This is a genomic window from Microcoleus vaginatus PCC 9802 (assembly GCA_022701275.1).
GTDB lineage: Bacteria > Cyanobacteriota > Cyanobacteriia > Cyanobacteriales > Microcoleaceae > Microcoleus > Microcoleus vaginatus_A.
On record CP031740.1, the window covers coordinates 6,230,799 to 6,246,879 of the forward strand.

General features: G+C 45.3%; 15 protein-coding genes and 1 other RNA gene. 6 read left to right on the plus strand and 10 right to left on the minus strand.

Annotation, left to right across the window (positions count from 1 at the left end):
- Window positions 1-3: 3 nt before the first annotated feature.
- From D0A34_25750 to D0A34_25765, 4 genes are all read right to left on the minus strand, one after another.
- Complete coding sequence (locus D0A34_25750) at window positions 4-447, minus strand: hypothetical protein (protein UNU21796.1); 444 nt, start codon at window positions 445-447, stop codon at window positions 4-6.
- Between the two features lie 198 nt (window positions 448-645).
- Window positions 646-1,029: a hypothetical protein gene (locus D0A34_25755; GenBank protein ID UNU21797.1), complete on the minus strand. Its 384-nt coding sequence runs from the start codon at window positions 1,027-1,029 to the stop codon at window positions 646-648.
- Window positions 1,030-1,052: 23 nt separating this feature from the next.
- An RNA gene (gene ffs, locus D0A34_25760) (signal recognition particle sRNA small type) lies at window positions 1,053-1,149 on the minus strand.
- Between the two features lie 23 nt (window positions 1,150-1,172).
- The gene (locus D0A34_25765) at window positions 1,173-1,439 is read right to left on the minus strand and encodes a hypothetical protein (GenBank protein ID UNU21798.1); all 267 of its coding nucleotides are present in this window, start codon (window positions 1,437-1,439) and stop codon (window positions 1,173-1,175) included.
- 120 nt (window positions 1,440-1,559) lie between these two features.
- Here D0A34_25765 and D0A34_25770 point away from each other — a divergent pair, with 120 nt between their 5' ends.
- Complete coding sequence (locus D0A34_25770) at window positions 1,560-2,114, plus strand: 2'-5' RNA ligase family protein (GenBank protein UNU21799.1); 555 nt, start codon at window positions 1,560-1,562, stop codon at window positions 2,112-2,114.
- Between the two features lie 135 nt (window positions 2,115-2,249).
- On the opposite strand, the gene D0A34_25775 is transcribed toward D0A34_25770, so the two are convergent.
- Window positions 2,250-2,936, minus strand: a complete 687-nt coding sequence (locus D0A34_25775) for a ComF family protein (protein ID UNU21800.1) — start codon at window positions 2,934-2,936, stop codon at window positions 2,250-2,252.
- A gap of 72 nt (window positions 2,937-3,008) precedes the next feature.
- On the opposite strand from D0A34_25775, the gene D0A34_25780 reads away from it, so the two are divergent.
- Together D0A34_25780 and D0A34_25785 are read left to right on the plus strand one after the other, a co-directional pair.
- Entirely contained in the window at window positions 3,009-5,495 is a 2,487-nt protein-coding gene (locus tag D0A34_25780) for a phosphoenolpyruvate synthase (protein UNU21801.1), read from the plus strand.
- Between the two features lie 388 nt (window positions 5,496-5,883).
- A complete protein-coding gene (locus D0A34_25785; GenBank protein ID UNU21802.1) occupies window positions 5,884-6,330 on the plus strand; it encodes a hypothetical protein in 447 nt (148 codons plus the stop codon).
- Between the two features lie 269 nt (window positions 6,331-6,599).
- Here D0A34_25785 and D0A34_25790 read toward each other — a convergent pair whose 3' ends face one another.
- The 3 genes from D0A34_25790 to D0A34_25800 all read right to left on the minus strand — a co-directional run bounded on the left by D0A34_25790 (window position 6,600) and on the right by D0A34_25800 (window position 10,746).
- Complete coding sequence (locus D0A34_25790; GenBank protein UNU21803.1) at window positions 6,600-6,887, minus strand: RNA-binding protein; 288 nt, start codon at window positions 6,885-6,887, stop codon at window positions 6,600-6,602.
- Window positions 6,888-7,524: 637 nt separating this feature from the next.
- A complete protein-coding gene (locus D0A34_25795) occupies window positions 7,525-9,102 on the minus strand; it encodes a chemotaxis protein (GenBank protein ID UNU21804.1) in 1,578 nt (525 codons plus the stop codon).
- A gap of 1,425 nt (window positions 9,103-10,527) precedes the next feature.
- A complete protein-coding gene (locus D0A34_25800) occupies window positions 10,528-10,746 on the minus strand; it encodes a hypothetical protein (GenBank protein UNU21805.1) in 219 nt (72 codons plus the stop codon).
- 165 nt (window positions 10,747-10,911) lie between these two features.
- Between D0A34_25800 and egtC the strand changes: the two genes are divergently transcribed.
- The 3 genes from egtC to egtD all read left to right on the plus strand — a co-directional run bounded on the left by egtC (window position 10,912) and on the right by egtD (window position 14,393).
- Window positions 10,912-11,700, plus strand: a complete 789-nt coding sequence (egtC, locus tag D0A34_25805) for an ergothioneine biosynthesis protein EgtC (GenBank protein UNU21806.1) — start codon at window positions 10,912-10,914, stop codon at window positions 11,698-11,700.
- Entirely contained in the window at window positions 11,672-12,967 is a 1,296-nt protein-coding gene (gene egtB / locus D0A34_25810) for an ergothioneine biosynthesis protein EgtB (protein ID UNU21807.1), read from the plus strand. Before egtC ends, egtB begins: the two co-directional genes overlap by 29 nt.
- A gap of 379 nt (window positions 12,968-13,346) precedes the next feature.
- Complete coding sequence (gene egtD / locus D0A34_25815; protein ID UNU21808.1) at window positions 13,347-14,393, plus strand: L-histidine N(alpha)-methyltransferase; 1,047 nt, start codon at window positions 13,347-13,349, stop codon at window positions 14,391-14,393.
- Window positions 14,394-14,604: 211 nt separating this feature from the next.
- Here egtD and D0A34_25820 read toward each other — a convergent pair whose 3' ends face one another.
- Window positions 14,605-15,216, minus strand: a complete 612-nt coding sequence (locus D0A34_25820) for a hypothetical protein (GenBank protein ID UNU21809.1) — start codon at window positions 15,214-15,216, stop codon at window positions 14,605-14,607.
- Window positions 15,217-15,625: 409 nt separating this feature from the next.
- Complete coding sequence (locus tag D0A34_25825) at window positions 15,626-15,937, minus strand: RNA-binding protein (GenBank protein ID UNU22468.1); 312 nt, start codon at window positions 15,935-15,937, stop codon at window positions 15,626-15,628.
- Window positions 15,938-16,081: the final 144 nt, after the last annotated feature.

The window sequence follows — 16,081 nt, forward strand, 5'->3', positions numbered from 1 at the left end:
CCATTAAAAATCTGCATCGCCGTCTGTTTCCCAATCAGCACAACTCTCCGATTCCACACCAGTAGGGTGCATCGCACAAACCAACAAATTTCCCCCGTAAACTTGACCGTGATAGTTGCGACAACCGCGACAAGCCGGCTGCTGCGTCGGCGAAGGGTCTACATAAGTCACCATCGACAAATCTATCTCATCAAATTGCGGGTCGAAGTCGCGGCAAATTTCAATTATCGGTTCGATAAATTCATTCAATAAACCGTCAAATTCATTGAAATAACCGTCAATGTCGTTAATCAGATTATTTTGTACTTGTTCTGTAAACTCTTCCGACATTTTTGCCAAAACGTCCAGCATTTCGACAAACTCTTCGCTGATGTCGCTGAAAAAATGCTCTACTTCAGAAACAGCATTTTCCATTACTCCAAAAAAATCTTTAGACCAATCTTCCATGAATTTGACAGCTTGCTATTACAAAATATTTTACAGACAAGTGCAGCCAGCCTCATGTGAAGTGCTTGCACCTACTTTCAATTCTATTACCTATTGCCTGATATCCGTCCACATCTGACAGGGGAGATATTCAAAAAGGGAACTCAAGAGTATTATCCTGAGTTCCCTTCATGCTTTGCTGAGCGAGCTTTTTTGAGTTTAATCCCGCTTCAGCCGCCGCAATTCCTCTTGTAAATTCTGCACCTGTTCGCGGAGCTTGTCTACGCCGCCTGTCTCCTTAGCATCTTTTGCCGAGACATCTTCTTCCTCAGAAATAATTTCAATCCGCCGAGGTTCAGCGGGTTTTTCGTTCCCAGCCGATGCTACGGGGGGCTGCTGCTGCTGAGCCTGTTGCACCATGTCATCAACAAAGCGGCGAGCTTCTTCCGTTGACATCTCGCCACGCTTGACTAATTCGTCTGCCAGCTTTTGGGCTTCAGTGCGTAATTCAGTTAACTTGCTGCCAGCTTTTTCACCAGCGTAGGAAGCTAGCCCGACACCAAGGTAAACTGCTTTTTGTAAAATATCTCCGAAACCAGGCATAGGAGCTACACCTCATAAAACTGGGTGAACCGGAGACCACGCCTATTACAAGCATCCCGTGTTGCTGCTACCTTCCGGTCCTGACAAGATTTGGGCGTTGGAATCGCGTGGGTCCAGTTCATATATGAGTATAACACAGTTATTTATTCTTCAACCACACACCAGTGATAAATTTCATAAATAACGCAACCATTCTTCACCAGCGGGTCTTCAGCGACGATCGCCTTCGCCTCATCCATCGAACCCGCCTCAAACAGCAACATACCGCCGCCCCGCCGCCCCCAGTAGCCAGTTTTCGCTCGGTGTCCTTTAGAAATCAACTCTCGGACATAAGCTCTGTGAGCTGGCACGTATTGGTCAAAGACAGGCTTTTCGACAATTCCTTGCTCAATTTTGACAAACCAAGGCATTTTTATTTGGGATTTTAGATTTTATATTTTAGATTGGGAATGGGTGATCAGCAATGGGATCTAGGGCAAATGCTCTATATTCCATTTTGCACAATCCTTTCTTAACTGCGATGTTATCCGATGAACCAGTCAAAACAGCGATTTTTTATTGGCCTAGTGCCGCCTCCCGATATTGAACAGCACATTAGTGACATTCAACTGTATTTTGCGGAACACTACAACAGCCGCGGCGCTTTGAATTCGCCGCCGCACATCACGCTGCAACCTCCTTTTCACTCGTTAGCGGAGGATGTTCCAACATTAGAGCAAAGTTTGAAGGAGTTTTCGGCAAATCGGCTGTCAATTCCGGTTACTCTATCCGGTTTTGCTGCTTTCGCGCCCCGCGTCATTTACGCTGATGTTGTCAAATCACCCGAATTGCTGGAGATTCACAAAGATTTGATGAGTTATATGGAGGCAACTTTGGGAATAGTCGATCGAGTTTCTCAGAGTCGCCCATTTGTACCGCACATGACAGTAGCGTTTCGCGATTTAACTAAGCAGAATTTTCACACGGCTTGGTTGGAATTCTCCGGGCGATCGCTCCACTTTGAGTTTACCGCTTCGGCATTAACCTTGCTGCTTCATAACGGCAGCCGATGGAACATCAGCAACCTGTTCCCGCTTTCGGCCTAAACTCTCTCTCTTCTTTCTCTTTCTTCGCGTCCTTCGCGTCTTCGCGGTTCGTTTTCCCAAAAAAATCTTATTAGCCAATCCTGATTAATATCATGTCCTCACTACAAACCTTTTTAAACTTAAAGACAAAATAGCCTACCGATCGCTCTTAGTAGGAGTTGCAAGTGCCACAGTTCCATAAACCGAAATTCCTGACTGTTCCAATATTTTAATTGCCGACTTAACCGTAGTACCGCTAGTGTAAATATCATCAACTAACAGCACGCGATCGCGCGGAAGGCGACGACGAAAATCTTTCCCCAAACTTAAAGCATTTTTCATTTCCGCTTGGCGCTGCTGTGGCGTCAGAGCGAATAAAGCCTGAGTATTTTTCACCCGATCCAAACCGTGTCGCTGCAAAGGCAAACCAGTCAGCTCACAAAAACTTTCAGCCAAAAGTTCCGCCTGATTAAAACCGCGCTCCTTGACCTTTTCTTTGTGCATGGGAATCGGTACAACTGTTAAATTGTCTATAGCTAATTCCGGAAAACTCAGCCAAGCTTCTGCCAGCCAGCCGCCGAGAGGTTTGGCTAATTGCGGATTGCCGTCATATTTTAAAGCTGCGATCGCCCGTTTGAGAGCCCCGCCATACTCACCCCACACAAAAACACGCTGCTCTGAATGCCAAAATCGACCGGGATCGGTTAACTGACATCGCTGAAGTTGCTTGTGACAGTACGGACAAAACTCTCCGGCGGCCGGCCGCTGACAAAGAGGACAGTTAGACTTAAGAAATAGATTGAGAAAAGATTTGACTAATCCCGTCCATTGTCGCTTGTTCATCCTAAAATTGTGGTAAGTGATTAATGGGAAAAACTCTCAACTTCAATCAGTTTCCACCGACAGGCTCGCAGCGTGAAAAACCTCTACTGGTTAGACAAAATTCAACCTTCAGACCGAGATGCAGTGGGAGAAAAAGCATTTTACTTGAGCTGTTTGCTCCAGAAAAATCATCCTGTTGTACCGGGTTTTGTCGTGCCGGCTCAAACATTTTGGCAGTTTTTAGAGTCGATCGAGTGCCTAGAACCGCTGTTTGCTGACTGGCCACACTCTTCCCTGCACTTGAATGTCGATGAACCCAGACAACTGCAATCGATCGCCCGCAGCATCCGCCACCAAATCCTCGCCGGCAAACTGCCAGATTCACTGCTCTCCACCCTAGAGTCTGCTGTTTCTCAACTCAACTCACAGTCAAACTTAAACTCCACAGCCTTAATTTTTCGCCCTTCCCTGACTTCCTGGAACCCGAAAACAGTCGGCATTCTGGAATCTCAGGCAGTACGGGCAGAACCCGAAGCCATTGGGGCCGGACTCAAACGAGCTTGGGCAGAAATGTTCAGAGCCCGAAGTCTATTTTACTGGCAGCGGTGCGGCCTGCGGGTACAGCAAATCAATCCCGCAGTTTTGGTGCAGCCACTTCAAGAAGCGATCGCCGCAGGCGAGGTGAAAACAAAGGCGGGCGCACAGTGGGAAATCCAAGCCACCAGCGGTTTGGGATTGTCCCTCGCTAGGGGAGAAACCATCCCCGATTACTATCAAGTGCAGCCAGAAACAAGCGCCGTTAAATTCCAGCGGGTCGGTTACAAAACATTAGCCTACAATCTCAAAGTCGGCGATGGTAAACCGAAAAAAAAACTGCTGCTGGGCAAGTTTGCTGCTTTCCCAATCCCTGATTCTCCATTTATAATTCCTGATTTTGCTGATTGTTGCGTGCAAGTTTTAGGCCTGGGAGAGGAAGCACAAACAGAATACGTTTTAGAGGAATCGCAACTGCAAGAAATCATTGAATTGAGTAAAAAAGCGCTGGCAGAATTTGACTCAGATTTAATTTTAGAGTGGACGCTAAACCAGACAGTAAACAGCGGCGAACCGCAGTTTTATTTCACTCAAGTTCGTCTTGTGAAAGGGGAAAAAGTCGCGCCGATAGAGGAAAATCCGATCGCCCTCCCGCAGCCAAACTCAATCGCCCCAGCCCGAACTCCTGCGATACTCAGAGGTGTGGCAGCAGCATCAGGAAAAGCCGAAGCAATTGCCCAAGTTATGACTAATTCCCACCCAGAAAACGCGGAATTCTTAGCCGGAGGCATTTTGGTAGCCCGGACAATCGATCCGAATTGGCTGCCTTGGCTGAAGGTTGCTGCTGGGGTGATTGCGGAACAAGGAGGCCTGACATGCCACGGCGCCATTTTAGCTAGAGAATTGGGGATTCCCGCCGTTGTGGGAGTGGCAGGGGCCACTCGGGCGATCGCCTCGGGCGATTCGGTTTTGGTAGACGGCGATAGCGGAGAAGTTTTTGCCCTCGCCCAACACGATGCGATCGAGACAGGAGACAGCGGCCGACTTCGGGACACAGCAAAAAAGGCAGATACATACAGTACAGCAGCAAAAATGTCAATAGCCAAGCACCAATCTTCTACCTCCGATCGATCGTCCAATTCCGCGCCTAAATCTCGACAATCTGAGTCTACTCAATATGTTTGGGGTCCACCAACGGCGACTCAACTGCTAGTTAATGTCAGTCAAACAAGTTCGATTGACCGCCTCAAAAATCTGCCAATAGACGGCATCGGATTGCTGCGATCGGAATTAATGGCATTAGAAGCTTTGGACTGTCAAAACCCCAAAGTTTGGCTACAAGACGGCCGCCAATCGGAATTTGTCGATCGCATGGCGGATTGCCTCAGCTTATTTGCTGCTGCCGTTTCGCCGCGGCCAATATTTTATCGATCTCTCGATTTACGGGAGTCAGGCGCCCACGGCAGTTTCAGTTATACCTTTGAACCGGAATTATTTGATTGGGAACTCTGCGTACTTCAAAAAGTCTGCGAGTCAGGCCATACCAATGTTAATTTAATTTTGCCTTTCGTGCGCTCGGTTGAGGAGTTTATATACTGCCGACAGCGCTTAGAAACAGTTTGGAAAAACCGCTCAACCGAGTTTCAAATGTGGATTATGGCGGAAGTTCCTTCGGTGTTATTTTTATTGCCCGATTACGTAAAAGCCGGAGTTCAAGGAATTTCCATCGGCACTAACGATTTAACCCAATTGCTATTAGGAGTTCACCGCAACTCCGACCAGGTAGCAGGTGCTTTCAACGGGCGCGATCAAGCAGTGATGAGGGCGATCGAACAATTAATCAAACAGGCCCGGGCCGCCGGCATTCCTTGCTCAATCTGCGGCGACGCTCCCGCATTGTATCCCGAGACAGTGGAATCCTTCGTGCGGTGGGGAATTTCGTCTATTTCGGTCAATGTCGATGCTGCAGAACAAACTTCCAGGGCGATCGTCCGCGCCGAACAGCGCCTGCTGCTAGAAGCCGCTCGATCGATAATTAACAATTAACCACTTCCAGACTCACTTGACCCCAGAAATCCGGTTTCTACTCTAAATCATAGCTTTGGCAAGCAGCCACTTGCTCATAAATCGGATTTCTAGACAACCCGTGCGTCCAGGAATATTAACAACTACAGAAACCCGGTTTCTGAGTAGATATAGCAACCGCCCTGACGGTTAGGAAATTCTTAATTTCTCAAACCCTTGCTTTGATTCCTTTTATTGCTTCTTCCTTCTTCCCTCTTCCTTCTTCCTTCTTCCTTCTTCCTTCTTCCTTCTTCCTTCTTCCTTCTTCCTTCTTCCTTCTTCCTTCTTCCTTCTTCCTTCCGCTATCAAAAGCTCCGATTTTCAAGCTAGGATAGAAATATCACCAACTCTTGACCCGGAGGTACAAACCGTGAAATCAAAAATTATTGCAACCGCAGCAATACTTGCCGCCCTCGCCTTTCTGCATCCTCACCCAGCATTATCTCAACCTGCAACTGACGGTGGCAAAAAACCCGGATTCTGGCAACCTCAAGCGCAGGTTGACAATACTCGCAACATAACCCTCAGACTGTTAAATGAAACTGGATTAAACCTAGAATACGGTCAATCAGGTGCCAACTTGTCATCCTTGCCCGTCGGAACCAGCAAAAACATCATTGTTCGTATCAGCAATCGCACCGGCGACATTGCCAATATTCCGATTAATGCCACAGGAGGAAGCACAACTTTGAAATACGACTATAACGTTGACTCGCAGACAAACATTGTGACGATTCGCATCACCAGATCAGACCCCCGCACTCGGCAAGACCGATCAGTTTATATTGATGAAAAAGGGCGAGTTTACTCTTTCTAAGACTAACGCTCATCAACCCGGTTTCTCCTGATAAATTTTGCTTTTAGCAGCGAGGTATCGCCGAAGAAATCGGGTTTCTAGACTAGCGTGCATAAATTCTGTCTTTCTCAAAAAGTTATGAATCAAGTGCAGCCCACAAAGAATCGATGTTTTGGTGCAGCGGATTTGACATTGCATCCCCAAAATCAACTGCTGCTAGCAATTCGGCGCTAGTGGCGCACTGGTGCATCAGGTGGGTTTCGAGAGGATGTCAACCGCCGCATCGCAGACTAATATCCGTCGTTTCTCTTGATACCTGCGCCTCGATTTCCCTCTTCTTTCGGTTTAGCTTTGTTCACTCGCAAGGGGCGTCCCATCCACTCTGCGCCGTCTAATTCGGCAATTGCAGCGTCTTCTTGGGCATCCTCCATCATCTCAACAAATGCAAAACCGCGCATCCGACCGGTTTCCCTGTCGGTAGGCAAGACAACTCGCTTGACTGTGCCGTATTCTGCAAATACTGCTGTCAGGTCTTCTTCGGTGGCGCGGTAAGACAGATTTCCAATGTAGATAGTCATGTCGATCGAACTGAACTTGTTGTGCTATACATAATAACCTTTTAATTTAACTGTCAAGTGCTATCTAGCATACAACTGGCCAATCGACTCTGACTAAAAGGGTTTGCCGCACTGACCAACCCTTGGTACTGGCTGGAATAGTTAGCTTGATCAAAAGTCATGTCCTCACTCACCCGAAGAATGAGTGAGGACATGACTTTTGGGGTGGTGGGGAATCGCACCCGTCAACAATATTTGATTTTAATCAGATCAGTGATGGGTGGGCGACGAATCACCAAGCATCTTCGGAAACAAAGCGACTAACAAGGTATAATATATTAGGTTGCTCTGGACCACGAGCGTTGATATAGGGGTTCTCAACTTTCGTGAGGTACTTGGCAGTTAATTACCAATTCCCCACTTCTTCCATTCTTTAATCTAAAATTTAAATCTGTACCTCATTCACTGGAGAATTGCTATACACATCTAGACAGCCCTTTGAGGAAACCTACTTCACATCTCCCCAGCCCTTTCCTCAACCGAAAGAGGTCACCTTCAATCCTTGGACCAAATTTGGAATTGCAAATTGGAAATGAGGAATGGGACAAATTTTCTCTCGCTCTCCTTAATCCCCAGTTTAGGATATTACTTTTCTCAATTAAACTAAGGATGTGAGATTTAAAGCAGCTTTGTTAAGTGTTTGAGTGCCAATTCGACTTTGGGTAATACCGCTGGCTGTTTCCGTTGCTCCTTTATTCAGAACATTCATCGCATCTACCACTTGCTCAATAGCGATCGCCTGCTGTTTGGTATTGAGATAAATTTGCTGACTGCTGACAACAACACTGTTAATAGCATTAGCAACATTGCTAAAATTATCCGCCGTACCTTCAGTCAATTTCAGGCTATTATCTAAAGTTTTTTTGCCCTCATCTGTTACCATCACTGTCTTATTAATGGCATTCTTAATATCGTTTACTAAATCATTAATCTGAGCCGACGATTGTTTGCTTTCATCTGCGAGTCGGCGAATTTCCCTCGCCACCACCCCAAACCCCTTTCCTTGTTCTCCGCTGCGTACTGCTTCCACTGTAGCGTTAATTGCCAGCATATTAGTTTGATTAGCCAAATCGCTGACTAAATTGGTAATATTAGCAATCTGATTGGTTTGCTGGCTCAAATGTAAAACTTGCTCGGCGATAGCTCCGACTTTTTCCGTTAAACTCAACATTCCCTGCTGGGTTTTATGCACTACTTTACTGCCTTCTGCTGCCAGGTTTAAGACATTACTGGCATTCTCAAGGGCTGACTCGGCTTGCATAGCTGATTGCCTCGATGATGCGCCCAATTCATCCATTGTGGTAGTTGTTTGATTAACAGAAGCAGCTTGTTGTACAGCAATACGTTCCTGTTGCTCAATTGTCGCAGCGATCTCGGTAGAAGAACTGACAATCATATTAATAATACCTTTCAGCGCTTTATCTAAAGGTTTGGCGATCGCTATGCTTAAAGCTGTTCCTAAACTAATCGCTGTTAGCGGTCCAACTGTCATAGCCAATAATACAGCTCCTTGAGTATTCCTAATATCATTTTCTGCGGTTTTATAAGCGTCGTCTGCTTGCTTTCTGTTGGATGCAGCTACGGATAAGATGGCTTTTTCTGCCTTTATAAATTCAATCCGAATTACCTTAGATTGCTGACTAAGTTTATTCAAAAGGTTACTAGCTGTTTTGGCTCTTGCCATTTCTGGCGAATTACTTTTACCTTGATTAATTAGGTTTAGCTGCAAGCCCAAAGGATTCAAAATTCCCACTTTCTCAAATTCTTGATTAATTCGCAGGAGTTCTTGATCTTCCTGCTTCCACTTCTCCCAATACTTAAACATTTGTTGATATAGTGCGTTTTCATCTGCGGTACGTGGAGTGGCTTCGTATGCTTTAAACCCATCTTGAATCTGCTGCCAAGCCTTGTCCATTCTGTTTAAGGCATCTTGCCTTTCTGCTTGACTGAGTGCCGGATTAATTAGCGCTCTCTCGGATGACTCAATTTGGGTTTGTCCCTCGTTAATTTTCCATAATGCTTCAATACTCGGTAAATTATTTTTACCTATAGTATCTATGTGTTGACTGAGATTAGATGTTGAGTTCCCTCCTACCCAAGCAACTAAAAATACTAAAAGTCCCATAATCAGAAATGCGCCGATCAGTCTGGTTTGTAAATTCATTTTTCTCAACATACTATTTCTGCTTCCTTCTACTACAGTTATCCTCGCTGCCATCCTCCACATATCTTGTATATTATAGCTTTTCTCAGGTAGCTCAAGTACCTATTAGGATTTTACCTTTGAGATTTTACCTTTTAAAATTAGTAATTAATTGATCAGTAACTCCTGATCCTGAAAGTCGCTAGCGATTTTGGGTGACTACGCAGTTACGGTAGCTTTTTGGTTGTCATCATGCTGAATTCATTTTTATAAACCCCTTTAGTCTACAGCTTAAAACCTGGCTTTACACAAACCAAGCCTGGCCACGCCCATTAGAAAAAGTGGTAAGATTATAATTAAATTTGGAGTTCAGAGATATAGCCTTTGTGAGGCAGATGAAGTATCATATTGTTGACTTATTCATAACGGTAAAATATAAAATATAAGATAAATGAACTATAATTCGCTCAAGAGTCACAGCATCACCATAAGTGGAGGAGACGCCCCCTCAACTCACAGCACGTTTGTTTGCCAAGCATCGAAAACATCATACATTACTAGCAATGAAAGCTTATTATCTTGATTTTAGACAAGAAATTATCGATGTTTATCATTACGGAAGTAATCTCACAAAAATTCATACCTAACTGTTTTTTGGGAGTTCTCAGGTTTGTAAAAAAATTACTTAAACAGGCTCCTAAAACCACAAAAATTGTTAGGCGAGCTAATTTATGCGAGCATTCAAAATTAATACCGAACAAGTGATAATTTTAGAGCAGATTGAAAATAAAAATGATTCAAAGCTTGAATAAGTTCCTTTTTAACTATACAATAAAAGGTTCAATGGCGATAAATAAAACGAACAAACGTGTAAAAATATTTTTTACAAGCACTATATATAAGGCTCAATAAACTTCTAATATAAGTTAATTTAAGAAGTAAAATGATACAATTACATTTGAGGCTATTATGCTCCCTCACTACCCAAACTAGGGAAAAATGCTTTGGTCGTGAGGGAGAATGGTCATAGAAATAGGCAAAATAAGTAAAGAAAGTAATCACGAAAAAGGGCGAAAGTAATATACTTGTCGCCCCCTTCACCCGATTTATCACAAACCTAAGATTTTATGATCAAAACTTAAAAATGTTTTCCTTTTTATTAACCCAACCAATTATTAATAATTAGGAAAGGCGATAGAGTTTGCATTCCGTCAACTTTCTAAGCAAGATATTTGGAACTGGTTTACACACTGCTGTTATTGGACTTCATCTATCTGAGAAAGGCTATAGGGGAATCGAAAGTGTCTGTGCAGACTTTCTAGCGGGCACTGAGAAATTAAGTCTAGCCAAGTGTAGAAATCCCGTAAGGGAAAAACGCGAAAAGCCAAACTGTGAAGTTTGGAAGCCCACGCCATAACTGTAATCAGTTTGGCGTTGGGAGGATGTTACTGCTTTTCCTTAGTCGATCGAGATTGACTGAGGCCCGGTGCTTTTACCGTTGGTGGGTTCGGCTGGGGGAGTAGTGTAGGAAGTTGAACCAGCTTGCTCGTCGATCCAGCTTTTAACGGGATCTTCGTGAAGGTTGAGTCGAAGCAGGCCAGATAAAAATCCGCCCGCGAAGGCGATCGGCTGTTGGATCAATTCTTGGGCCATTGGGATGAGTTCGTCGAGGAACATTCAAGAGTCTCCTTTTGCTGCAGGGGTTCTACCTTAACTGTATCGTTTGTACTGCGATGCTGGCAGCGGGCTACAAAAAACCTTGTTCCCAGCGCTGAAGATGCCCGCTCGGGCAATTTTTCGGCTAATGACTTACAATGCTAATCACATTGCTGCAAAAATTTTATGTGCCGTTTGCTTGGCTACCTCGGGGAGCCGATTTTACTCGATGCTATTCTGTACAAGCCGGAACATTCCCTAATTGTGCAGAGTTACGAGCCCCGCGAAATGACTTCTGGCGTACTCAATGCTGACGGTTTTGGTCTTGGTTGGTATCACCCGCACCTAGATACTGACCCGTTCACCTATAAAAATGTACAGCCAATTTGGAGCGACGTTAACCTTCCGAGTATCAGTCGATACGTTGAATCTGGATGCGCGATCGGATATGTTCGCAGTGCAACTTCAGGACAAGCTGTAGATTTGAGCAACTGTCAGCCGTTTCAGAACGATCGCCTGCTGTTCGTACACAACGGCTTCGTGAAGAATTTTCGGCAAACTCTTTACAGACCAATTCGCGATCGACTCAGCGATACCATTTATCAATCAATTAACGGCACTACAGATTCAGAGCATATCTTCGGTTTGTTTGTCAATGAATTGACAGCCGCTAATATGACTCTAGAAGCTGCTTTGCAAAACACGCTGAAAACTGTGGCAGAGCTAGCCAACTTTCACCAAGTAGAATTTTCAGCTAATATCATTATCAGCGACGGACACCAGCTCGTTGCCTCTCGCTTTGCTGCCCAAAAAACCCCTCCTTCCCTCTATTGGCTGCGGGACGATTTAAATTTCCCGAATTCTGTCATCATTGCTTCTGAACCTTTATTTGCAGGCAATTGGCACGAGTGCCCAGTCCAGAGCATTATCAGTACCGGAGTAGAGCGTGATATCGAAATCTATCCAATCTTGTAGAGAGGCAATATATCGCGATTTGCAGCAGTGTCGGCGCGGCACTTTCAAGCTATTTGCAGACATCGATTATGATACTTTTTGCCGCCAAGCTCATCCTGATTTTAGTCCGGTTGGCTGGCACTTAGGTCACATTGCTTATACTGAGGATTTGTGGCTGTTGCAACGATGTGCTGGCTTGGAACCTGTCTTGCCTCAATATCACCAACTGTTTGCTGCTGATATTTTGCCGAAAAAACAACGGGTTTTTCTGCCGACGTTACCTGAAGTTGAATTATATCTGGACGCGGTGAGAAAAAAGGTGTTAGATTATTTGGAAGTAGCGCCGATAGAGGAGCAAGAACGTCTCTGGCGGTTTATTATTCAGCACGAAAGCCAGCACTGCGAAACAGTTGCTTTCGTGTTGCAAATGCAAAGGAAGAAGGAAGAAGGAAGAGGGAAGAAGGAAGAAGGAAGAAGGAAGAAGGAAGAAGGAAGATTAATTTCCAATTACCGATTACCAATTGCAGATTACCAATTACAAATTACGGATTCCCAGGCGATTGAAATTCCGGGCGGAGAATTTTACATGGGAAGCGATGCTGCTGAGGCTTTGGATAACGAGCGATCGCGCCACCTGTGTTATTTAGAAGCATACTCGATCGATCGCTATCCCGTCACTTGCCGTCAATACCGAGATTTCATGGAATCCGGCGGCTATCAAAACCCTGATTGGTGGTCAGCAGACGGCTGGAAATGGCTGCAAGGCGAAGCCGTCTCTCAACCGCTTTACTGGTCAGAAAATCCAGCTTTCAACAACCATCCAGTTTGCGGTGTCAGTTGGTACGAAGCCGAAGCTTACTGCAACTTTATCGGCAAGCGTTTGCCATCGGAAGCAGAATGGGAAAAAGCTGCGAGGTGGGATGCCACAAATCAAACATATCGCATCTATCCTTGGGGAGAAGAACCGCCAAACGGCAGCCTGTGCAATCACGGCAATAATATTGCCAATACCTCGCCAGTTGATGCCTTTCCCAAAGGAGCAAGTGCGATCGGCTGCTGCGATATGTTGGGCAATGTTTGGGAGTGGACTGCTTCAACCTTTGACGCCTATCCGGGATTTGAAAGTTATCCTTACAGGGGCTATTCTCAAGTTTATTTTGATGGAGAACACCGCGTTTTGAAAGGGGGGAGTTGGGCAACTTTTCCGCAGGCACTGCGATCGACCTTTCGGAATTGGTACTATCCGGGCGTGCGGCAAATTATTGCTGGTTTTCGCTGCGCTAAGTAGTTCGCCAGGTAATTATAACTACTAACAAATTTGTTCATATTAAGGAATTTAGTCATCCGATTTTCAGATTAACAAATTCCTTAATACTTGCATTACAAACCTTATTTGACGAACCTCAGATAACTGGCTGGAGAGGGAATTGGGGAAAAAAAATGTTGGCGAAATGCCCAACTTTTTTCCATGTAACAAGCTCAAAGAAAACAAGTTTGGTTAAGTATTCAATAATTTTTGTGGATAAATTTTAAGTTTTAATTGTGGATGCGATCGCCATCCGGTGAGACAAGACAGAACCGAGATCGGCATGAAAAATCTGACTTGAGCGCGATATTTGGCAACGCAACTGCGTGCTATACCCATATGTGCATCTAAAAATTACTTTATGAAATCCCCAAGACTGTCCGACACAACCAACTCAGCCTTAACGAAGGAAAACCGGCTGCACTTAGAGCGACTGGTGAGCGCTGCGGCACTGACACCCGCAGAAATCAATGCTGGCAGCGATGCAGTTAGCGGGTTGACTCAAACCCCTAAATCCCTGCCTCCAAAGTATTTCTACGACGATCGCGGCTCAAAGCTGTTTGAGTTGATTTGTCAGTTGCCGGAATACTACTTGACACGCACTGAGACGGCTATTTTGCAAGGGTGCGCGGGGGCGATCGCAAATTTAACGGGCCCCTGCGAAATCGTCGAACTCGGCAGTGGTAGTTCCACCAAAACTCGGATTCTCCTCGATGCTTACAGTCAACTGGAATATCCCCTGCACTATTTGCCGATCGACATCAGTCCTACTATCCTAGAAAGCAGCGCTTGTCAACTGTTGGCAGATTATCCGTCGCTCCAGATTCACGGACTTGTCAGCACATACGAATTAGCCTTAGCTAAAATTGCACCGTCGCCGTTGCCAACCCGAATGATTTGCTTTCTAGGCAGTACCCTCGGCAATCTCAACGCTCAAGAATGCGATTTGTTCTTCTCGCAAATTGTCGGTGCATTGCAGCCGGGAGAGTATTTTTTGCTGGGAATTGACTTGGACAAATCTAAGGATATTTTAGAGCCTGCATACGATGACAGTCAAGGAGTAACGGCGGCATTTAACTTGAATATGCTGCGGCATTTAAATCGAAAATTTGAGGGAAATTTTGATTTAGCACAGTTCGAGCATTGGGCTTTTTACAATCAAGAGGAATGTCAAATTGAAATGCACTTAAAAAGTAAAAAAACGCAAACAGTGCAGTTGCGTTCTCTCAATTTAACGGTTGAATTCGCAGCGGGAGAAACTATCCGCAGCGAAATATCGCGCAAGTTTAATCTCAATACTGTAAAAAAAGAACTTTCGCAGCGTGGTTTAATGCCTGTGCAGGTTTGGACAGATCCAAATCAGTGGTTTGGCTTGATGCTTTGCCAACTTTCTGATGTTAATAAATGAGTTCTTCACATATTACCCACAGTCAGGACACGGCAGTGTCGCGTCCCTACAAATTGGGCGATGGTTAAATCGGATTGGGGGAGGGCGTCGGGCCCTCGCCCGTGCTACTACGACGTTTTGGGGTAGGGACACGGCAGTGCCGTGTCCTCAATTTCTGTGTTGTTGAGGGTTCGGAATTCAGGGTATCCTCTTACCAATTACTAATTACCAATTAACAAATCGGCCGCTGTCCGGGTTTGACGGCATGAATGTACTCGCTGCCCGAGGTCGGCCATCCCCGCTTATAATAAGCTTCCTCCGGCTTCCCCCAGCCCAACTGCAACAAAATTTCTAGAAAATCCAACTTTTCCCACTTCGAGAGACTGGCCCACTCTGTGCGCTGGGCTATAGCCTCTACATCAACCGGCTCGATTGATCGAAAATCCTTCCCGTTGTTAATGCTTAAATACAAATCCATCCCGGCAGTTACCTGCTGCCAGAATTCCAACATAGCAATCTTAGCTGCCTTCAACGTAATCAAATCAACCGGTAGAGCTATTAATTCGTCATCTACTGCCGGATAGCGTAGAGTATTGCCTTTAACCGCGATTTCCCGCCAGACAATCCCAGAAACTTGATGTTCTCGCTGGTATTCGTGCACGGCAGCCTTAAAATTTTGATAAGCAGTGAACTTCTGAACTCCCTCAGATTTGAGAAAGCGGTCAATCACGGGGTTGCCTGTAGCAGGAGTTTCAGTCAAGTTGAGGCGCCGCCCATGCAAGCAGGCTTGGCGCTCTTCTTCGAGGATTTTAATGAGTTCCGCCGTGCTGTAGACCTTGGACATCTTTATTGAGGCAAAATCAAGATATTGGCTGATATTCGGCTGGTTTTCTCGACTAATCTTCGGTAAAGATAGTTTTGCTGTTCTAGGCAATATTCAGTTTTGCCGTTATTCTAACTTTTCTTGCTGCTTAATTCTAATTTGATAGTTTACAGGAATCGAGCCGCGAAATCCCGACAGCCTCTTAAAAAAAGCAGTTAAGAGGGTATCGAATCACGAACTAGAGTGGGAACTGCACCCCAGACGTACCTCGCGGGATTTTTCGCCAAAAACAAAGCCCCCTCCAAGGAGGGGGCAAAACTGATTTAGAGGTTTGGGAGTTTTATTTGAGGGGTCGATCGAACAACCCGAAAAAAAAGCAGCATTCGCACCTGCTGTCAACTACCAAAACTCAAATTTTCAGTCTCAAAGCTTAGTAGCGTCGTGAAGAGCGATCTTTGTCGCCCCAGCCGCCGCCGCCACCCGAGGGGCGTTTGTTGTCTTCGCGAGGTTTGGCTTTGTTGACTTTCAAGTCACGACCCATCCACTCAGCACCGTCTAGAGCTGCGATGGCTGCTGCTTCTTCTGCCTCGCTTGCCATTTCCACAAAAGCAAAACCTCGCATCCTGCCTGTTTCCCGGTCCATTGGCACTTGGACGCGGCTTACAGTACCGTACTCGGCAAATACTTCGTTGAGGTCGTCTGATGTTACCTCATATGAAAGATTACCCACGTAAATCGACATAAAATCTCCAGAATCATTAGGGTGCAGAGACTTAGATTCGGAGAGACGCTTGTAAATAAACACCAACAAACTACGCCACCGAATTTAATTCTTGGAAAACCACTATAACATGAAGCCAGCATAATCAGCAATTGGCTGTCATAA